Annotated in this window: 30 protein-coding genes; 4 read left to right on the forward strand and 26 right to left on the reverse strand. The window is 64.5% G+C overall.

Annotated features, from left to right (window positions below):
* Window positions 1-3: 3 nt before the first annotated feature.
* The 18 genes from QX094_RS03020 to QX094_RS03105 form a co-directional block, all read right to left on the reverse strand.
* Entirely contained in the window at window positions 4-318 is a 315-nt protein-coding gene (locus QX094_RS03020) for a DUF6156 family protein (RefSeq protein ID WP_316166088.1), read from the reverse strand.
* A gap of 13 nt (window positions 319-331) precedes the next feature.
* Window positions 332-544, reverse strand: coding sequence for a hypothetical protein (locus QX094_RS03025; RefSeq protein ID WP_315752854.1), 213 nt, complete (start codon window positions 542-544; stop codon window positions 332-334).
* A 12-nt stretch (window positions 545-556) separates the two neighbouring features.
* The gene (locus QX094_RS03030; RefSeq protein WP_315713113.1) at window positions 557-865 is read right to left on the reverse strand and encodes a 2Fe-2S iron-sulfur cluster-binding protein; all 309 of its coding nucleotides are present in this window, start codon (window positions 863-865) and stop codon (window positions 557-559) included.
* Window positions 866-900: 35 nt separating this feature from the next.
* Window positions 901-2,115 carry a DegT/DnrJ/EryC1/StrS family aminotransferase gene (locus QX094_RS03035; RefSeq protein ID WP_316166086.1) on the reverse strand — a complete coding sequence of 405 codons (1,215 nt, stop codon included), beginning with the start codon at window positions 2,113-2,115 and terminating at the stop codon, window positions 901-903.
* Between the two features lie 2 nt (window positions 2,116-2,117).
* Entirely contained in the window at window positions 2,118-2,378 is a 261-nt protein-coding gene (locus QX094_RS03040; RefSeq protein ID WP_316166084.1) for a hypothetical protein, read from the reverse strand.
* Window positions 2,379-2,397: 19 nt separating this feature from the next.
* Entirely contained in the window at window positions 2,398-2,754 is a 357-nt protein-coding gene (locus QX094_RS03045; protein WP_315713117.1) for a DUF3024 domain-containing protein, read from the reverse strand.
* 6 nt (window positions 2,755-2,760) lie between these two features.
* Complete coding sequence (locus QX094_RS03050) at window positions 2,761-3,009, reverse strand: nitrogen fixation protein NifZ (RefSeq protein WP_315752850.1); 249 nt, start codon at window positions 3,007-3,009, stop codon at window positions 2,761-2,763.
* Complete coding sequence (locus QX094_RS03055) at window positions 3,006-3,329, reverse strand: nitrogen fixation protein NifZ (protein WP_009032133.1); 324 nt, start codon at window positions 3,327-3,329, stop codon at window positions 3,006-3,008. Before QX094_RS03055 ends, QX094_RS03050 begins: the two co-directional genes overlap by 4 nt.
* Window positions 3,326-4,099 carry a 4Fe4S-binding leucine-rich repeat protein gene (locus QX094_RS03060; protein ID WP_315713122.1) on the reverse strand — a complete coding sequence of 258 codons (774 nt, stop codon included), beginning with the start codon at window positions 4,097-4,099 and terminating at the stop codon, window positions 3,326-3,328. Before QX094_RS03060 ends, QX094_RS03055 begins: the two co-directional genes overlap by 4 nt.
* On the reverse strand, window positions 4,092-4,625 hold the full coding sequence (locus QX094_RS03065; RefSeq protein WP_315713124.1) for a hypothetical protein: 534 nt from the start codon (window positions 4,623-4,625) through the stop codon (window positions 4,092-4,094). The genes QX094_RS03060 and QX094_RS03065 overlap by 8 nt, the downstream gene beginning before the upstream one ends.
* Before the next feature lie 11 nt (window positions 4,626-4,636).
* On the reverse strand, window positions 4,637-4,966 hold the full coding sequence (locus QX094_RS03070) for an iron-sulfur cluster assembly accessory protein (protein WP_315756220.1): 330 nt from the start codon (window positions 4,964-4,966) through the stop codon (window positions 4,637-4,639).
* Between the two features lie 10 nt (window positions 4,967-4,976).
* Entirely contained in the window at window positions 4,977-5,201 is a 225-nt protein-coding gene (locus QX094_RS03075) for a YfhL family 4Fe-4S dicluster ferredoxin (RefSeq protein ID WP_006609676.1), read from the reverse strand.
* A gap of 55 nt (window positions 5,202-5,256) precedes the next feature.
* Entirely contained in the window at window positions 5,257-6,819 is a 1,563-nt protein-coding gene (gene nifB, locus QX094_RS03080; protein WP_316187639.1) for a nitrogenase cofactor biosynthesis protein NifB, read from the reverse strand.
* A gap of 264 nt (window positions 6,820-7,083) precedes the next feature.
* Window positions 7,084-7,950, reverse strand: coding sequence for an SIR2 family protein (locus QX094_RS03085; RefSeq protein WP_316166081.1), 867 nt, complete (start codon window positions 7,948-7,950; stop codon window positions 7,084-7,086).
* Window positions 7,950-8,171, reverse strand: a complete 222-nt coding sequence (gene nifT / locus QX094_RS03090; RefSeq protein ID WP_315713133.1) for a putative nitrogen fixation protein NifT — start codon at window positions 8,169-8,171, stop codon at window positions 7,950-7,952. Before nifT ends, QX094_RS03085 begins: the two co-directional genes overlap by 1 nt.
* Window positions 8,168-9,382 (reverse strand): cysteine desulfurase NifS, encoded by a 1,215-nt coding sequence (nifS, locus tag QX094_RS03095; protein WP_316183901.1) that lies wholly within the window; start codon window positions 9,380-9,382, stop codon window positions 8,168-8,170. Before nifS ends, nifT begins: the two co-directional genes overlap by 4 nt.
* A gap of 9 nt (window positions 9,383-9,391) precedes the next feature.
* Window positions 9,392-9,682 carry a NifU family protein gene (locus QX094_RS03100; RefSeq protein WP_315713137.1) on the reverse strand — a complete coding sequence of 97 codons (291 nt, stop codon included), beginning with the start codon at window positions 9,680-9,682 and terminating at the stop codon, window positions 9,392-9,394.
* A 38-nt stretch (window positions 9,683-9,720) separates the two neighbouring features.
* Window positions 9,721-10,041 carry a HesB/IscA family protein gene (locus tag QX094_RS03105; RefSeq protein ID WP_257170758.1) on the reverse strand — a complete coding sequence of 107 codons (321 nt, stop codon included), beginning with the start codon at window positions 10,039-10,041 and terminating at the stop codon, window positions 9,721-9,723.
* A 324-nt stretch (window positions 10,042-10,365) separates the two neighbouring features.
* Between QX094_RS03105 and QX094_RS03110 the strand changes: the two genes are divergently transcribed.
* Window positions 10,366-10,974, forward strand: coding sequence for a hypothetical protein (locus QX094_RS03110; RefSeq protein WP_316183902.1), 609 nt, complete (start codon window positions 10,366-10,368; stop codon window positions 10,972-10,974).
* 71 nt (window positions 10,975-11,045) lie between these two features.
* On the opposite strand, the gene QX094_RS03115 is transcribed toward QX094_RS03110, so the two are convergent.
* Window positions 11,046-11,465 carry a Rieske (2Fe-2S) protein gene (locus QX094_RS03115; protein WP_316166078.1) on the reverse strand — a complete coding sequence of 140 codons (420 nt, stop codon included), beginning with the start codon at window positions 11,463-11,465 and terminating at the stop codon, window positions 11,046-11,048.
* 199 nt (window positions 11,466-11,664) lie between these two features.
* On the opposite strand from QX094_RS03115, the gene QX094_RS03120 reads away from it, so the two are divergent.
* From QX094_RS03120 to QX094_RS03130, 3 genes are read left to right on the forward strand one after another with little or no spacing between them, the layout of a single operon-like run.
* The gene (locus tag QX094_RS03120; RefSeq protein ID WP_315768856.1) at window positions 11,665-12,123 is read left to right on the forward strand and encodes a hypothetical protein; all 459 of its coding nucleotides are present in this window, start codon (window positions 11,665-11,667) and stop codon (window positions 12,121-12,123) included.
* 52 nt (window positions 12,124-12,175) lie between these two features.
* Entirely contained in the window at window positions 12,176-13,027 is an 852-nt protein-coding gene (locus tag QX094_RS03125; RefSeq protein WP_316183905.1) for a sulfurtransferase, read from the forward strand.
* Between the two features lie 30 nt (window positions 13,028-13,057).
* A complete protein-coding gene (locus tag QX094_RS03130) occupies window positions 13,058-13,375 on the forward strand; it encodes a hypothetical protein (RefSeq protein WP_315713146.1) in 318 nt (105 codons plus the stop codon).
* Window positions 13,376-13,687: 312 nt separating this feature from the next.
* Here QX094_RS03130 and hspQ read toward each other — a convergent pair whose 3' ends face one another.
* From hspQ to nifE, 7 genes are read right to left on the reverse strand one after another with little or no spacing between them, the layout of a single operon-like run.
* Window positions 13,688-14,014, reverse strand: a complete 327-nt coding sequence (hspQ, locus tag QX094_RS03135; protein WP_316183906.1) for a heat shock protein HspQ — start codon at window positions 14,012-14,014, stop codon at window positions 13,688-13,690.
* 19 nt (window positions 14,015-14,033) lie between these two features.
* Window positions 14,034-14,321, reverse strand: coding sequence for a ferredoxin III, nif-specific (fdxB, locus tag QX094_RS03140; RefSeq protein WP_315713149.1), 288 nt, complete (start codon window positions 14,319-14,321; stop codon window positions 14,034-14,036).
* Window positions 14,322-14,344: 23 nt separating this feature from the next.
* Window positions 14,345-14,545, reverse strand: coding sequence for a CCE_0567 family metalloprotein (locus QX094_RS03145; RefSeq protein WP_315713150.1), 201 nt, complete (start codon window positions 14,543-14,545; stop codon window positions 14,345-14,347).
* Window positions 14,546-14,563: 18 nt separating this feature from the next.
* Window positions 14,564-15,034, reverse strand: a complete 471-nt coding sequence (locus QX094_RS03150; RefSeq protein ID WP_315752838.1) for a NifX-associated nitrogen fixation protein — start codon at window positions 15,032-15,034, stop codon at window positions 14,564-14,566.
* Between the two features lie 10 nt (window positions 15,035-15,044).
* Window positions 15,045-15,440, reverse strand: a complete 396-nt coding sequence (gene nifX / locus QX094_RS03155) for a nitrogen fixation protein NifX (RefSeq protein WP_315713153.1) — start codon at window positions 15,438-15,440, stop codon at window positions 15,045-15,047.
* A 25-nt stretch (window positions 15,441-15,465) separates the two neighbouring features.
* Entirely contained in the window at window positions 15,466-16,863 is a 1,398-nt protein-coding gene (gene nifN / locus QX094_RS03160; RefSeq protein WP_315752837.1) for a nitrogenase iron-molybdenum cofactor biosynthesis protein NifN, read from the reverse strand.
* Between the two features lie 10 nt (window positions 16,864-16,873).
* Entirely contained in the window at window positions 16,874-18,547 is a 1,674-nt protein-coding gene (gene nifE / locus QX094_RS03165) for a nitrogenase iron-molybdenum cofactor biosynthesis protein NifE (RefSeq protein ID WP_316166074.1), read from the reverse strand.
* Window positions 18,548-18,561 lie beyond the last annotated feature (14 nt).

The following is an 18,561-nucleotide window of genomic DNA, read 5'->3' on the forward strand; positions in this document are numbered from 1 at the left end:
TTCTTAAGCGTCTCGCCCGGCGACGGGTGCGCCGGTCTCGTCGAAATTCAGCGTCGCCGGCTCCTCGTCCAGCATCACGATCTCGGCCCGGCGCAGCGTCCCATTGGCATGATAGCTGTAGCTGTGCGTGAGCTCGATCTCGTCATAGACGATCTTTTCGAATCCGGTCAGCACGCCCGCGGCATCGAAATAGCCGCGGATGAACGTGTTGCGGTTCGACAGCTGCTCCGGCGCAATCGCAGTCACCAGCCGCAGCGGCAGCTTGACGCCCGTGTAGGAGACGAAGAATCGGCACGCCTGTCCCGCATCGGTGCTCATACTGCCGACCGCGTCACGAGACAGCCGCGGTCTTCAGGGCCTCGATCTGCTCACGAGCCACCTTGAACACGCCGCGGCCGCCGGCGAAGGTCTGATAGGCCTTCATGCCGATGGCCTCGCTGAGCTTGTCGAACCACTGCTGCGGCGTCAGCTCGACCGGCCGCTCGCTGATCTCGGCGACCGTGCCATCATTGGCAAAGCGGACATGAAGCGTCAATTTGTCCATGTGATCCTCCTGTTACAGGCCCGAGCCGAAGCCCAGGAGTTCGATCTTGACGTTCTCGGTGCCAAGAATGGTCGCCTGACAGGCGAGGCGAGACTTCGAGCCGACGCCGACGATGGTGTCGAGCTTCTCGTTCTCCAGCTTGGTGACCTTCGACACGCCCTTGCGTCCCTCCTGCAGGAAGATGTGGCAGGAACCGCACTTTGCCTGGCCCTCGCATTTATGCTGGATCTCGACCTCGGCGCCGAGCAGCGCTGCCAGAATGGTGGTGCCCTCGCCCACCTCGATCGTCTTACCGGAGGGCATTACCGTCAATGTCGCCACTTGGATTCTCCTTTTCGGTTTGAACTTAGAACTTCTCAGTAGATCGCGGCGCCCGCCCCGACATTGACCGAGGCGTCCTTCATCGTCGCAACGATGAAGGCGATCTGATCCCTGGTGAGATGCACGTGGAATGGCAGGGCCACCACACGATCGGCGACCTTCTCGGTCACGAGATAATCGCCTCGGCGATATCCCATGTCGAAATAATGCCGCTGCAGATGCAGGGGATTCGAATAGGCCACGGCCTCGACCTGTTCGACCCTGAGATCCTCGACGATCGAATCCCGGCTCGACTTCGAGAACCGCGTGCCCAGATGCACCTGATAGAGAAACCAGTTCACCTCGGTGACATCGGGCCCGACATAGGGGTCCTTGATGCCCTCGAACGACTGCACCTCGCTGTAATAGATCTGCTCGATCAGCTTGCGCCGCTCGAGGATCTCGTCGATCCGCCGCAATTGCGCCAACCCGAGCGCGGCGGTCACGTCGCTCATCACAGCCTGGTGCGACGCGCTGCTGCTGACCACGACCGATGCGCGCTCGTCGAGCCGGTGCGAACGGTGCCGACGCACGGCCACCGCGATGTCGACGTCGTCGGTGACGACCATGCCACCCTCACCACAGGTGAGCGCGAAAGGCTGCGAGAAATCGAACACCGCGGCCGTACCGAATGTACCGACCAGCGCCCCCTTATATTTCGAGCCGATGGCCTCGGTCGAATCCTCGATGACAGGCAGATTGCGGGTCTTCGCGATCGCCTGCAGTTCCGACCATTTGGCCGGATGGCCGTTGGTGTTGCCGACCAGGATCGCCTTTGTCCGCTCCGTGATGCGCGCCTCGATCTTGCTTGGCGCCAGCGTGCCCGAGTAGTAATCTATATCCGCAAACACCGGCTTGGCGCCGACGATGCTGATGGCATGCGCGATCTCGCGGAACGAATAGGACGACGCGATCACCTCGTCGCCCGATCCGATGCCCATCGCTTTCAGGACCAGGACCAGGCCAAGCGTTCCGCTCGGGACGGCAATGGCGTATCTGCGCCCGAGATAGCTTGCGAATGCCGCCTCGAACTCCTCGACCAGCGGACCGCAGGACAGCCGCGGCGAGCGCAACGCGGAGTCCACGGCGGCAATCTCCGCCGTGGTAATGTCGGGATCAGAGAGCGGAATGAAGCTCGCCTCGACCGGCGTAAGCTCCGCTTCATCCTGCTCCTGCCGATCGGCGTCATGCACCAGATAGGGCTTGGTCATGCTCAGCTCCGCTTGGCCAGGATCAGGCCGGTGGCCTTGGCAAGGTCATCGGTCACACCCGCGCAGTGGTCGCTGGCGTCGAGCAGATGCAGGTCGAATGCCGGATAGCTGCGGAACGGCGCTTCCGTGACATCAGACGCGTCACAACGTGTCAGTACCAGCCTTGGAAAGCGGCGGCGCAGCTCGCCGAACGCCGCGCTGCCGGCGTCGGATCGCTCGAGGACCTGCGCGATCTCATTCAATTCCTGTTCGGCCAATGCCATGTCACGCGTCCTCTTCGCTCTACTGCCAGAAGATCCGCTCAGGGTCCGCGTTCAGCTCGTCGACCGCCGCGGTCAACCGCCGATGCAGACTATGCAGCTCCCACGTCCCCTGCGCGTGATCTCTCCAGAACAGCTTCCACATCGCATTCGCGGGATCATGGCGCAGCAGCGCGACGTCGATCACCCCACCGTCCTTGTCGATGTTGCGCGAGCAGCAAGGGCTGCGGACGTGATAACCCTCGTCGACCGGCGACACCGTCGGCTCGACATAGCGATAGCGCTTGCGTGACTTCAGCGCGCGCGCGATCCGCTTGCGATCCAACTCATTGGGATGCGCGGGCAGGACAAAGCTGGGCTTGAGCGCGGTTGCGGCCATCGTGGATCATCGCACCTCAACCGGGACGATCTCCTCTTCGAGACACCCCACGACGAGCTGCTCGCCGAACTCGACGAGATAGATCGGCATGTTCGCTTCCGTGTGGGTGCCGACCTGCACGATCTCACCCATATCGCCGACGCCAACGAGCTTGGCCTCGGCCGGCGCGTTCGGGAACGAGCCGTCATTGACGAGGTCGATCAGCGCCTTGACACGCTGACCCCATTGATATTTCGGCAGGCGCGGCTCGATCATGATCTGTATGCTCCCGGCAGGGGCAACTCGTCCTCGGCCTCCCCGCGGGGGACGGTCGATTCGAGCTCCTTGCGCTTCATGCCGACGCGGTTTCCGCTTTCGAGAAACTCGACGCCGTAGATGTAGAACTGCTGCAGGAAGGTTCCGATCGAGACGACGTAGCCGATCTCGCCCTTCTTCGCGAGGATCTCGCCGATTTCCTTGCCTGCGTAGGTGCCGTCGTTGCGGATCGTGCGCTTGGCCTTCACCTTCTCGCCGAACGTGAAGTACGGCGGCGCCGACAACTCCACGACCTCGCTGTCACGAACGATGTTGCTCATGCCGGTTTCTCCATCGCAGCTCCGGAGCGGTTCGCGAGCCGGTCGCGCGCCATCTCCTGCACCAGCGGATCCTCGTCGCGCGTCAACTCGGTCAGCTCACTGAGCGCGATCCGGCTCGCAACCTCGTGACGCACCCGCCAGTCGGCGTCCTTGCGCATCGCGGTGAGGAGATCAGGCGCGAGGCGCTCGGCGATCTCGAGCCGCACCCGTGGATCGGGGTCGCTGATCATGCCGAGCAGCCAGTCACTCGGAATGCGCCGTGCGACGACGCGGCGGACCTCGGCCTCCGGGTCCCCCATCATGCGGCCGAGCACGGACGGTACGATGCGGCGCGCCACGACCAGGCGGACGTAGTAATCGTCGTCCATCATCATCGGCATCAGGTCTTCCGGATCGAGCACCGTCGCGATCCGGATGCGGACCTCGCGATGCGGATCATGGCGCAGCCGCAACACCAGCCGCTTCGGCAGCCGCCGCGCGGCGTTCCAGCGCACGGTCTCCTCGGGATCATCGAGCAGCGGAGGCAGAAAGAACGGGCTGGCATGCTTCGCCGCGATCGCGCGCACCTCGAAATGCGGATGCTTGACGTAGCCGTTGGCGAGCGCCGGATTCCAGTTGAAGAAGCGGTCGATGCGCCGGGCGTAGCGGTCGTGCACGCAGGCGTGCCGAAGGCGACAGCCGCCGGATGCGTTGAGCTGCGCGTGTTCGCAGCCCGCACAACTGATCTCGTTGCCCTGCCAGTCGATGGCCTCGTCGATGTCGTCATTCATCGTCGAGCTCCACCCGGTCGACCACCTCGAGCAGGACGCGTGCGCCGATCTTGTCGCTGGGATCGAGCTCGAGCAGCTTTTGCACCGCGAGCCGTCCCTCGACGAGATTGCCGAGGCGCATCTGCAAATAGGCGTATCCCTTCAAGGTGAACATGAAGAAACGCGGCAGCATGTTGTCATAGCTGCCGAACTCGGCATGACCGGCGCGAACGTCGCGCCAGTGCGGCGGCAAGCAGTTTTCGGCGGCCGCCTTGGCGAGGCACCGCTTGGCGATGCGCAGCGCGTCGGCGAGCCGTCCCTTGTAGAAATAGAACCGGTAGAAGCCGATCAGGACCGCCGCATGCCCAGGCGCCAGCGCTTCCGCCTCTTTCAGATGCGCCTCCGCAACCTCGTCGAGATGATAGCTCTGGCCCGCCTGCCACAGATGATACTCGGCCTCCTCCGGCAGGCCGCCGCCGAGCAGCGCGTCGGCGAGCAACGCGTCCTCGATGGCGGTCTGAGAGCTGGGCCGGGCATCGGTGGGCATGGCGAGCTGTCCTAGTGCTCCAGCGCCTTCAAGGCGTGGGTCGAGCACGAAACCTGCTTCGGATCGTGAAACACGAGGCCGGTCTGCGTCGCAGTATCCGCGAAGTCGATGGTCACACCGTCGAGCAGCAAGCGGCTTTCCGCCGGCAGAAACAGCCTGACACCGTCGCGCTCGACCACGGCATCACCGGGCTGCGGCGTGGCGAGCACGCTGATATCGGCCGCGAGGCCGGAGCAGCCGCCGGGCGACACCGCGAGACGGAAGCCCGAACCCGCAGTGCCGTCAGCCCGCAGCATCATGCGCATGAATTTCTGCGCGGCTGGCGTGAGAGTGAAATTCATCTGGCTCTCCTCAAGCCGGCGGCTGGTAGCGCGGGAACGAATTGTCGATCACGCAGGTGTTGTCGACCGGGCAGACCGCCGCGCATTGCGGCTCGTCGAAATGGCCGATGCACTCGGTGCACTTCTTCGGATCGATCACGAAGGTGCCGTTCTTCTCCGAGATCGCCACGTTCGGACATTCGGGTTCACAGGCCGAGCAGCTCGTGCACTGCGAGGCAATGATCTTCAAGGTCATCAAAGGCTCCTGTCGAAGGGGCCCGGCGACGCGACGGCGCCGCCGGGGTCTGATGTCACGCCGCCGAGATCAGGGCGCCCTGGCGAATTTCGGCGTCACCGCGCACGACGTGCTGGATCTCGCCACTGTTCACCCTGTCGAGGTAGCTCTTGAACCAGGCGATCGCGGACTTTTCGATGAACTCGTGCGCGAACTGATCGACCGGCTCGATGCCCGCGGCCAGCAGGTCGCTCTTCGGGCAGCCGCCGATCTTGGCCACGAACACCGCATGGCAGTCGTTGATGGCGCGGATGACGGTCTCCAGGCTGTCCTCGTCGCCATAGCCGCCCTGGCAGTACAAGTCGACGCGGCGGTGACCGACGAACTTGGCTCCGGCCGTGGAGAGCTCGTAGACCTGGAACTCCTTGGCGTGGCCGAAATGCTCGTTGATCAGGCCCGAGCCCTTGGTCGCGACCGCGATCAGGAGCTTGATGTCGCTCGACTGGCCGGCGAGCGAGGCGAGCTCCTCCTGCTTCGCCACAACCTTGGCGACACGCTCCTGCTCGACCGCCTCCTGATAGGCCTTGCGACTGTCGATATCGTAGTTCACCTCCATCGCCATGATCTTGTCGGTCGTGAATTCGGCCGAGCGATCCTCACCGAGCAGGCCCACGGCGTCCGCGCGGCACTGGCGGCAATGCCGCATCATGTTCATCTCGCCTTCGCACTCGTCCTGCAGCGCCTTCAGCTCCTGCGCGGTCGGACCGCGCTGGCCGGTCAGGCCGAACACGGTGCCGTGCTCCGGCGACGAGATCAGCGGCATGATGTTGTGCAGGAACGCGCCGCGCGACTTCACCGCCTTGTTGACCTCGACGAGGTGCTTGTCGTTGACCCCTGGGATCATCACCGAGTTGACCTTGCAGAGGATGCCGCGCTCGGTCAGCATCTCCAGGCCCTGCAACTGGCGGTCGGTGAGCAGCTTGGCCGCCTCGACGCCGGTGTAGCGCTTGTGCTTCCAGAAAACCCAGGGATAGATCTTGGCGCCGATCTCGGGATCGACCATGTTGATGGTAATCGTGACGTGGTCGACGTTGAAGCCGGCGATGGTGTCGACGTGGTCGGGCAGCGCGAGACCGTTGGTCGACAGGCAGAGCTTGATGTCGGGGGCGGTGCGCGCGATCAGCTCGAAGGTCTTGAACGTCTTCTCGGGATTGGCGAGCGGATCGCCAGGGCCGGCAATGCCCAGCACGGTCATCTGCGGAATGGTCGAGGCGACGGCGAGCACCTTCTTGGCGGCCTGCTCCGGCGTCAGCTTCTCGCTGACCACGCCCGGACGCGACTCGTTGGCGCAGTCATATTTGCGGTTGCAGTAGTTGCACTGGATGTTGCAGGCGGGCGCGACGGCGACGTGCATGCGCGCGTAGTGATGATGCGCCTCCTCGCTGTAGCAGGGATGGTTCTTCACCTTCTCCCAGATCTCCGGCGGCAGGTCGTTCTCGCCGGCGCCCGAGCCGCAGCTCGCCTTGCCGCTGCCGCCCGAGGTGCCGCAGCCCTTGTGCTCCGCGATGGTCTGCATCACCGAGCTCAGCTTGTCGCCGTCCGGTATCGTCGCCTGTTCGTGCTGCACTGACGCGTCCATGTCCGCTCCTTAACGTTGCTGGCGAGCCGCAAACCGCCTTGGGCTAGGGTTCAGCAACTCGCGTGCCACGCCGCGGACAAGATCATTTCGTCAGACTATCAACGCCTTAGCCAAATCATCGCGCCTGTCGCCTTGCCAACATGCGAAAGGCTCTCGTTTCGGGCGTTGTTAGAAATGTTACAGACTCGAATTGGGACACAGGACGAACGGCAAAGCAGCGCAGCTTGCGGCCGCGCTGTTCGATTTCCGGTGTCGTGGTTTCGCTCAGCCGCCGATGATGATCTCGCTCGCGCGGGCCAGCGGAATCGCGATCGGCGTCAACCGCTCGGCGATGAAGAACTTCAGCTCGTTCTTCGACAATGAGTCGGGCTCGACCAGGACGTAGTGATCGGCGCCGGAGCGCTTGATGACCTGGCGGCCATAGGTGCGCAGCAACTGGTCGTTGAAGCGGCAGCCGATGAACAGGAAGCTGCGGTCGGTGCGCCGGTCCTTGACCGTGTCGGGTATCGGTGTCTGGATGTCGATGTCGGTCAGCACCTCGACATAGTCGGCATCGGTGATCAGGAAGTTCCTGGCCGGTGTGATCCCGCCATGCGGCTTGTAGAGCAGCGTGGTCCAGCTTGCGGCCTTCTCGCGATCGCTCTCGGCGCCCGCGGCGTCGTAGAAGCGATACCAGCGGTCCTCGCCGATTCCGGCCCGCGTGATGCCCTGCACCTCGCCCCAATCGCCGCGCCCGCCGAGCGCGGTTCGCATTGCGCCGTCATACCAACTGTCGACGATCATCGGCAACGGCAGCGACGCCAGATGCTGCTGCAGCGGTGTCGGTGCAACGGGCGCGGCAAAGGCTTCGGCCATCAGCGCGGTCACCGTCGAGCGGTGGCGCGTGCTCTCGATGTGCTGGGCTGAAGCCCACGCATTGCCCTTGGCTCGGCGCGGCAGCGCCACCTTGGTGCCGAAGAACGCAGCCAGCGCTTCAGGATTCATCGGCACCGTGGCGCCGGACTGCTCGGACACGGCGGGACCGAGGAACGGGACGACCTTGCCGGCCTTCAGTCCGGCGACGACGTCCTTGAGCAGGGCCTCGGCATCGGCCTGCTTGACGATGTCGATATGAGGAAGCGGCGCATTCATCACTCGTCCCCTTCGCCACCGCGCTTGCGCGCATTGATCGTGATCGGCAGCCGCGTGTCGGCAGCCATCTGCGGCAGTTCGAGGACCCATCCGTTGGCGATGCGGATCCAGCCGCCCCACAAGGACTCGTGCTCCGACTCGACGATGGGCTCCTCGAGATCCTTCTTGGGGACGTAGATCGACAGGCCCGTTTCCGGCGAGCGGCGGATCATGACTTTCATTGCGTGAGCTCCGTAGGGCGAAGGGCGTCCGCCGATGGCGATTGACGATGCTGCAGCCAGGCCGGCGAGGTCTCGCGGAGCCGGCCGACGATGTCGGGCAGGATCTGCAGCACGCGATCGATGTCGTCGTCCGTGGTGTCGCGCGACAGCGAGAATCGGACAGCCCCGCGCAGCAGATCCGGCGGCGCGTTCATCGCGCGGAGCACGTGCGACGGCTCCATCGAGCCCGAGGCGCAGGCCGAGCCGAGCGAGGCGGCGATACCGGCTTGGTTCAGCCGCATGACGATCGGCTCGCCCTCGAGATGCCGGAAGGCGATGTTGGAGGTGTTCGGCAGCCGCGCAGCGAGGTCGCCGAGCACGACGCAATGGCCGACGCTCTGGAGGATGCCCTGCTCCAGCCGGTCGCGCAGCGCGCGAACGCGGCCCTGCTCGTCCGTGAGATGCTTTGCCGCGAGCTCGGCCGCCTTGCCGAGCCCGATGATGCCCGGCACGTTCTCGGTGCCGCCGCGCCGGCGGCGCTCCTGCGGGCCGCCGCGCAGCAGCGGCGCGAACGGTGTGCCCTTCCGAACATAAAGCGCACCGATGCCCTTGGGGCCGTGCAGCTTGTGGCCGGACAACGACAGCATGTCGACGCCAGCGGATTTCAGATCGATCGCGATCTTGCCGGCCGCCTGCACGGCGTCGGTGTGGAACAACGCGCCGGCCTCATGCGCGAGCCTGGCCAGATCGGACACCGGAAACAGCGTGCCGGTTTCGTTGTTGGCCCACATCACCGAGGCGATCGCCGTGCGCGGGCCGAGCGCGCGCTTGTAAGCCTCGAGATCGAGCCGGCCGGCCGCATCGACGCCGATCAGATGCACCGCGACGCCGCGCTTGTCCATGAGGTATTCGACGAGCGACAGGATCGCGGGGTGCTCCACCGCCGTCGTGACGATCTCGTCGCGGCCCTCCTGCGTCTCCAGCGCCGACAGGATCGCGGTATTGTCGGATTCCGTTCCGCCCGAGGTGAAGACGATTTCGTGATCGAAGACGGCACCGAGCAGCGCCTGCAGGCTCTTGCGCGCCTGCCTCACGGCCCCGGCGACCTCGCTGCCGAAGGCATGCGAGGATGAAGCATTGCCGAACTGGTCCGTAAAGAACGGCAACATCGCCGCGACGACCTCGGGATCGGCTCGTGTCGTCGCGTTGTTGTCGAGATAGACCGGACGCAAGGCCGCTCCTTAATGCCGCGCCTTGGCTGCGCCGGCCACCGGAACGAGGCGGACGAATTCGCCGAGCTTCTCGATCATGCGCGCCTGGATGCCCTCCAGCGTCGCGCTGGCGAGCTTGCAGAAGATGCAGGCGCCGGCGAGCTTGACCATGATCTTGTTGCCGTCAATCTCGACGAGCTCGCAATCGCCGCCGTCGCGCTTGAGGTTCGGACGAACCTCCTCGATCACGGCCCGGATGATCCGCTCGCGCTCGCTCATCTGCGACGGCGCTTCGACGATGCCCTGGGATTCGACCAGCATGGTTTCACTTCTCGCGTGTTGGATGATCGAGCGAAGACTCAAGCGAACGACTTGCCGCAGCCGCAGCTCGACTTGGCATTCGGGTTCTCGAAGGTGAAGCCGGAGCCCTCCAGCGCGATGACGAAATCGATCGTCGTGCCTTCGAGATATTCGAGGCTCTTGTGATCGACGAGCACGCGTACGCCCTCGCGCTCGATCACGGTGTCCTCCGGCTCGCTGCCGCTGACGAGGCCCATGTTGTATTTCAGCCCGGCGCAGCCGCCGGCTTCGACCATGATCCTGAGGCCGTCGACCGGCTTGTCGGAGGTCGTGATCGCGTTGCGGACCGCATTGATGGCGCTGTCGGTCAGGTTGATCATCATCGTCTCGCCTTTCCCATTCGGCTGTTGTGAACGGAATTGGCAAGTCTCATGCCATGCAGCAATCGCCTGAAAGACCTCAACTTTTCATGTTGTCGCTGTGGCGTTTCCGACGCGTGTCGGCTTTCCGACAGGCGCTGTTCACGCCGTGTCGCGCGGGCGTCGGCGCGATGTCGGGGCGCAAACCCGACAATCGACTGGCGCGAGAGGCAAAAGAACCAAGCAAATCAAGCCGCAGCACACACCGGCAGACAATTTGCATCACGCCCCTTTCGACCGCGCCGTGCGGCGAACGGCTGACAAGGACATGCGAGGGGATTGCTGATGACGACATTGGAGAAGACGGTTGCGATCGAGATCACCGCGCTCGCGCAGCTCGACAAGGAAGGGCGGCTGCTGAACGCCGTTCTCAAGGCGCCGACCACCAAGCCGGGACGGTTCGGCTTCCGCGGCGATATCGCGCTGAAGTTCCAGACCCAGGTTGCGGACGAGAAGCGTCCGCCGGACTTCTCGATCGAGCAGGTGCTGACGATCGCGCAGGACGGCGCATCGACGATCCCGGTGCTCGCCGGCTACATCCACTCGCTGGCCTATCTCGAGACCGCGGCCGAGGTGCTCAAGGGCCTGCTGACGCCGGACGGCAAGTACTTCATGTTCTGCAACAACATCGATCTGCTGGCGAAGTACCGCATCAAGATCGACGACATCACCTTCTACGTGCTGCCTTGCGACGAATCCACGGTCTGGAAGGAGATGCTGGAGCTGCTGTCGATCGACAAGAACGACATCAAGAAGCTCGATACCGCCGGCAAGCTCGATTACGTGCTCGACGCCGCCAAGGACTTCAGCGAGAACTACGATCTCGTGCCCTACGCGGATGCACTGGCCAGGATGGAGCCGGTCAAGAACCGCAACGAGAACCGGCCAGTCTGAGACCGTCCGTTTCTTCAAATTCAAGATGAAGTCCCGGCAGTTTCCGTCGGGACTTCACCGCGATCGCCGCCTCAGCCGTCCTCACACTGCAGGCCGGTCTCACCCTCTTCCTCGTCATCCTCGACCAGGGTCACGCCGGTCACGCAGATGTCGCCATCCAGCACGCTCAGCGCGACCGGCGTCAGGCTCTCGCCCCTGCACGGGCCATCGACGCAGAGCCCGGTACCGATCTCGAACAGCGAGCCGTGCTTGCCGCAGAGGATGCGAAGGCCGTTGCCGTCCAGGAACTGATTGCGCTCCCAGTCGAGATTGACCTTGTCGTGCGGGCACATGTTCAGATAGCCGAACACCTGCTTGCCCCAGCGGATCACGAAGATCGGCCACGGGCGGTGGCTGCCGTCCTCCGCGACGATCACGAGCTGGAAGCCCATGGCGCGGCGGCTCGGAATGTCGTTGAAGCTGCAGATGGCGTAGGCGACGTCGGTCGTCATGTCGGGCCTCATCGATGTCTGGCGCATCTCCGACACGGCCGCTTCGGCGCAGCAGGAGCGACGGTCGGCTCGCTTGCGAGCCGCGTTGCAAGATTCGCGCAACTCCGCCTGTCCGCCTCGCCTTCTTTGCTGCTGCGATAGACTGGCACAGAACTTGAAAATTTCTCCTGCAAAGGCGCCTCTTTGTAAGGAGATCGACATGAACGTGGCACTGGAATTCGTCGAGAGCTCGCTCGACGACATCAAGGCGGCATTGGAGGGCGGCACGCTGACGGTCTACTCGGTGGCGCGTCCGATCACCGCGGACAAGCCGGTCGACCGCAGCGGCGTGCTCGCGACCTTCACGTTCGGCTCGCCCGCCTTCGGCGCCGCGGTGGATGGCCTCGAGCAGCCGAACTTCGTCGCGACGTCCGTGCCGGCGGCCACCGTCGGCACGCCCGGCTTTGCGCGGGCGCGCAAGGCGGACGGTACTACCGTCGCCGATTTCTCCGCCGGCCCAGGCGAGCGCGAAATCAAGTTCACCGAAGTGTCGTGCTCGCCCGGCGCGCCGGTCACGGTCGCGACCTTCAAGATCGTCGCCGAAGGCGGCTGGCCGGAGCGTCCGGAATACTACGACACCCATCCACGCCCGGGCTATCCGATGCCGAAGACGCTCTGACGCCCGCAAGCGCGTCAGTCATCCTGTTGGCTCTTCAAACGCGAGCGCATGCATGAGCACGGATCCCTCGAGCACCCTGGTCAGCTCCGACTGGCTGGCACAACATCTTTCCGATCCCGCCACCAAGATCCTCGACTGCACCTGGCACCATCCGAGCACCAACCTGGACGGCCGTACGCAATACCGCGGCCGGCACCTGCCGGGCTCAGTGCATTTCGATATCGACCAGGTCGCCGACAAGTCCAACCCGCTGCCGCACATGCTGCCGTCAGCGGGCGATTTCGCCCACAAGGTCGGGCTGCTCGGCATCAGCAATGCCGATCGCGTCGTCGTCTACGACCGTCATTATGGCGGCTCGGCCGCGGGCCGCGTGTGGTGGATGTTCCGCGTATTCGGGCACGACAACGTCGCGCTGCTCGACGGCGGCTTCGGCAAATGGACCAAGGAGAAGCGGCCTGCGGAGATGACGCCGGTGCGCCCGGAACCCGCGAGCTTCACGGCCAGCTTCCAGCCCGGCCTGGTCGCGACCTCGGCCGACGTGCGTAGCCTGCTGCAGGCCGGCGGCCAACTCATCGATGCGCGCGGGCCCGGCAAGTTCGACGGCACGCAGGCAGACGTGTTCACCTTCAAGCGCCAGGGCCACATTCCAGGTGCCATCAACCTGCCCTGGGCCGATCTGGTCGATCCGGACTCCGGCGTGCTGCTGGCGCCCGACGCGCTCACCGCACGCTTTACGGCCGCGGGCGTCGATCTGAACAAGCCGATCGTTACCACCTGCGCCTCGGGCATCACCTCCTGCATGCTGGCGTTGGCGCTCTACCGGCTCGGCATTCCGAACGCCGCCGTCTACGACGGCGCTTGGGCGGAATGGAGCCAGCTCGACAACACGCCGGTCGCGGCGTGATTTGAGCAAACGAACGACGGGAGCACGAGCATGGCAAAGACTCTGGTCAAGACCACGCAGGACGGCCGCAAGGTCGAGGTGATTGGCCTCGCCATATGCCTCGAAGGCGAGCTCGAGGCGTTCGAGCTGGTCGAGGTCAAGCTGCATCCGAACCGGCGCAAGATCTGGGAGGCCGCGCCCGACGCGACTCACATGGCCGGCCGCATCACCTTGACCAAGGACGAGGCAGCGATCGTCGAGAGCGCGTTCGCCGCCGCCCAGGCCGAGATCCTCGCCAACCCCGCCGCGATCAACGAGCGCTTCCGGATCGCGGCGATGTGGAAGGCCAGGGAACAGGGGATCGAGTAAAAGTCCCCGCTTTCGGCTGGCCCTCATCTCTCGACCGTCATTCCGGGGCGCGCGAAGCGCGAGCCCGGAATCCGTAGCCACAGGCGGTTGTGAGGCGCGAGATGCCTGTGGCGCTCTACTTAGAAGACAATGCCCGTTCGTGGTTATGGATTCCGGGCTCGCGCCTCGCGCGCCCCGGAATGACGAGCGGATAGATCGTGGCCAACACAAGTCTCCGTCATCGCGAACGCAGCGACGCGATCCAGGGCGGCACAAGGAACTCTGGATTGCTTCGTCGCCTGCGGCTCCTCGCAATGACGGCAGTGGCAAGATCTACTGAAAGATCCGCCCGCGGTAGCGATAGCTGCCCTCATCGTCGACATCGAACAGTTCGCCGATATCGGGATGCTTCACCGGCTCGCCCGAGGCATCAGCCACCAGGTTCTGCTCGGGAACGTAGGCGATGTAGCTGCTGTCGCCGCATTCGGCGAGCAGGTAGTAGAACGGCTGCTCCTTGTCGAGCCTGGCGTCCATGGTGATGGCGCGCCAGCCCTCTTCCTCGGAGAACGACAGGTCGACGTCGAACACGACACCGCGCAGATCGTAGACGCGGTGCCGGGTCACCTGGCCGATCGTGAATTTCGCCTCCATCCGCATCATGGCAGCACGCTCGACAATCTCAGGCCGCCGGCGAATGGGTCTGGCAGTTGGTCGGGCAGACGCGCGCGCAGGCGCCGCAGCCGATGCAGGCGCCGGTGTCGTTCATGACCATGATCTTCTTCTCGACCTCATCATCCTCGTCGTCGTCGAGCTCGACGAACTCACCCTCGTCGTTGATGCCCTTCAGGGTCATGACCTCGCGGCCACACACCTTGTAGCAGCGGCCGCAGCCGATGCACTTGGCCGGATCGATGGCGACCAGATAGTCCGGCCGCCAGTCGCGACCGTCACGGGTTGCGTTGGACATGATGACGGATCCTCAAATCGGGCTTACGCGGTTTCGAGCTTCTTCAGCTCGGCCCGCTTCTTCTCCAGCTCGGCGAACGCGTCATGCGCCTTCTGCGCCGTCGGCAGGATCTGGTCCCAGTTGATGGGCAGTTCCTCTGACAGGTCGTGCAGGTTCATCTTGGCATCCATGGCGCGTGCCGACAGCTTCTTGATCTCGGCCTTCAGGGTATCCAGGTCGCTCATCTCTCTCATCCTCGCCGTTCAGTAGTTCGCGACGTCCTTGAACTTCTCGATCATCTCGACGCCGGCCTTGACGAACTTGTCGCCTTCGTCGGCCAGCTTGCCGAGATTGTCGAAGCCGAACCGGTGCACGTCCCGCAGCTGCTTGTTGACGACGATCAGCCGGCCGCCGATCAGCACCATGCGGCCGAAGCCCTCGTGACTCATCTTCAGCATCGGCGAGATCATGACGCCGGTGGCCTTCTCGATCGACAGTGCGACCGCATTGAAGAACAGCTCCAGCCGCCAGATCGTCTCCGGATCGGGATCGCCGATGATCGGCAACGCCCGCCGCTTCTCCTTGTCCAGGATGTAGGGCTCGAGCAGGTCGATGTCCTTCTTGCCTTCCCATGCGCCATGGGTGTCCTGGGCGCGCCACACCTTGATCAGCTCCTTGACGAAGGGCCGCTGCTCGGCGGGGATGGTTTCGACGGCTACCGCGGTATCGGACATGGTGGTTTCCTCATTCCTCGAAATCGAGCGCGCGTTCCTGGCCCTTGGCCAGCGCCTTGCGCAGCCAGGGCGGCGGCGTGCCCTTGAGCACCGCCTGCAGCTTGCCGAGCAGATCGGTGATCTCCTCGGGCTGGGTGACCTTCATCGGATGGATGTTGTTGGCGACGACGCGCGCGGCGCCGGAGCCGCCGATCGCGGCGACATAGAGGATCGCGCAATCCTTGATCGCCTCGATCTTCGGCGCCAGCTTGTCCTCGTTGCCATCCTCCTTGAGATCGCCGTCGAACTCGACCTTCTCGATGAAGCGGTAGCCCTCGGGATCGAGATCGTAGATCGCGATGTTCTTGGCCCAGCCGAAATGGGCGTCGACGCGCTTCAGATCCTGGGTAGCGAATGCGACTTTCATGTCGTCGGTCCTTTCTCCTGAAACGTCAATGCAGTGGCGCCACGACGGCGGTGTCGATCGATGCCTGTTCGAGGTCCTTCCAGGGATCGAGCCAGGTGTCGGGCGTCGGCTGATGGTTGTCCTCGCGATCGGCGATGATCAGATTGGCGAGCGCAAAGATCAGATCGCGCGTGCCGCGATAGCCGACCGTCAGGAGATGCCCTGCCCCGAGCCGGTCGAACATCGGAAAGCCGATCCGGTAGAACGGGATCTTGAGGCGGGCGGCGGCCTGGCGGCCGTGCGAATGCGTGAGCATCAAGCCGCAGTCGCGCTCCTTTGCCAGGTTTTCGAGATCCTCGAGATCGCCGATCAGCACTTCATCGCAGGGCATCCGCTCGAGCACCGGCGACTGCGTCGTGGTGACCGCCACCGACACATGCGCGCCCATGTCGTGCAGCATGCTCGCGACGTCGAACAGCAGATCCGGCTCGGCGCCAACAGCGAGCTTGCGGCCGCCAATGTGGAAATGCGCATCCAGCATCGCGTCCGCGAGCTGGCCGCGCTGCCGTCGATATTTCACCGGCACCGGGCGTCCCGAGATCTTGCTGAGGAACGTCATGAACTCGTCGTTCGGCAGCAGCCCGCAGAGCCGCTCGAACAGCCGATACGGCACGCCGGTCCTGGCCTGCATCGCTTCCGCCGCTCGCTTCATTTGCGCCCCGATCGCGATCGTCCAGGACGCGCTGCCCATGGTCGCAATCTCTTCCAGGCCGATGCCGCCGATCGTTGTCGGCGTGAACTCGTCGGGGATGTGGCCGTCGAGCGAGCCGCCGATATCCGGCAGGAACGATGGCTCCAGACCGAAATCCTCGATGATGGTGCGCAGCTCCTCGATATCCCCCGGCGTCAGATGGCAGCCCGGCAGCACGTTGACCCGCGCCGGGTCGCGACGGGTCGAGGTCGGCTTGTCGACGAGCACCTCGACCATCTTGGCGACGGTCTTGTCCCAACCGTCCTGGAACGCGTCCTTGAAGTCCGGCGTCGAGACGTAGACCAGCGGATAATTCGCGAGATCTGGATGTTTCTCGCGGATCAGCCTGATGTAGCCGTCGACGTCGTCGCCCTTGGTCTCGGTGACGCCGGTCGAGCAGATGCCGATGATCTCCGGCTTTTGTCGCTTGTAGATGTTGAGGATCGCCTGCTCGACATTCTCATAGCCGCCGAGCACGGTGGCGACCTCGCTCATCGCCGTCGTCTGCATCGGCACCGCTTCCTTGAAGTGGCGCACGAACAAGGTCAGGCCGAACGAGGTGCAGCCCTGCGAACCATGCAGCAGCGGCATCGCGCCGCGCAGGCCGAGGAAGGCGAACGAGCCGCCGATCGGCTGGCTCATCTTGAGCGGATTGACCGCGCAGGCCTTCTTTCCAATGGTGACCTTGGCCATGAGCGCCGCCCTACTCCGCCGCCTGCAGCAGCTCGGCCGGCGCCTTCTGCGCCGCCAGGATGTCCTCCACACGGCCGGCGCAGGCGCCGCAGCCGCCCGATGCGTTGGTGTGCTCGCGAACGCCGGCGACATCGGCGAGGCCATGGGCCTTGATCGCGTCCTCGATGGTGCCGAGATCGACCGACTTGCAGTGGCAGATCTTCTTGGCGCGTCGCGCGGCTTCCGCGGCGACCGGATCGGCCGCCAGCGCCGCCGCTTCTGCATTGGCCTGGGCAATCGCCCTGGCCTGCCAGTTGCTGTCGGCCTGCTCCCAGGGCGCCCGCTTGCGCAGCTGCTCCCACATCGGGTTGTAGATCGCCTTGTCGATCTCGGCGACCAGCTTCACCATCCCGATATAGCCCATAAAGGCGTGGGAGCGCTCCTGGTTGATGTCGAGCCAGGGCATCGCCGCCTTCAGCGCCACGAATTGCGACTTGCCGCCCGAGAGCATGATGTCGGCCTTGGCGTCCTTGAGCATCTTGTACATTTCGCGCGGCGCCATATCGTCGATCATGTGCGCGTCCTGGCCCATCAGCTCCTTGATGCGCTCCTTGTCCTCCTTGGTGGACTTCTTGACGGAGGTGCCGACCAGCTCCATGCCGGCCTCCTGCAGCGCCGCCACGACCGACCACGACTTCACGCCGCCGGTGATCAGCAGTACCTTCTTGCCGGTGAGCCGCTTCTTGAACGGCTCGATCGCCGCCCAGGCCTTGGCCTCCTCGCGCGCGATCACCGCCTCGGTGCGGTCCAGCAGATCGGCCGGCGCGCCGCGCTCGACCAGGAGGCGCGCGATCTCGCGCAGCGAGTCCGAGGAGTCTTGGATGCCGTAGAACGATCCCTCGAAGAACGGAATGCCGTAGCGTTCCTCCATCTTGCGGGCGACGTTGATCATCGCCTTGGAGCACACCATCATCGCGGCGCGGGCGCGGTGCGACGAGGCGACGTCCTTGTAGCGGCCGTCGCCGGAGATGCAGGCGGAGATGCGGATGCCGAGTTCGTCGAACAGCGGCTTCACCTGCCAGAGCTCGCCGGAGAGATTGTATTCGCCGATGATGTTGAGGTCGTAGGGCGTTGTGACCTCCGGCTCGACGGTGCCGATGACGTGGTCGAGCAGCGCCTCGCCGGCGAGCTTGTTGCCGAGATTCTTCGGGCCGACGAAGCCGGGCGAGTTGACGGGGATGCAGGGCTTGCCAAATTTGGCCGAGGCCGCCTTGCAGACGGCATTGATGTCGTCGCCGGTCATGGCGGGCACGCAGGTCTGGTAGACGAAGACCGCCGGCGGATCGTACTTCTCGATGATTTCCTTGATCGCCTTGTACAGCCGCTTCTCGCCACCGAACACGACGTCGGTCTCGTTGATGTCGGTCGTGAAACCGGTGCGCCAGATCTGCGAGCCAGACGAGGCCGCGCCGCGGTTGTCCCAGGAATTCCCCTCGCAGGCGATCGGTCCGTGCACGAGGTGCGCGACGTCGGTCAGCGGCTGCAAGGCGACCTTGGCGCCATCGAACGCGCACCCGCCCGCCGCACCGCCCGGCTGCAGCTGCTTGGTGCAGCCCTTCTTGCGCTCGGCCTCGGACTTGTTGGCGTTCTTGCCGCAACCCGGCTCGTTGAAGACGTTCTGGATCGTGGCAGACAGCGAGCTCATCGGCTTCTCCTGTT

The organism is Bradyrhizobium sp. SZCCHNS1050, assembly GCF_032484785.1.
GTDB lineage: Bacteria > Pseudomonadota > Alphaproteobacteria > Rhizobiales > Xanthobacteraceae > Bradyrhizobium.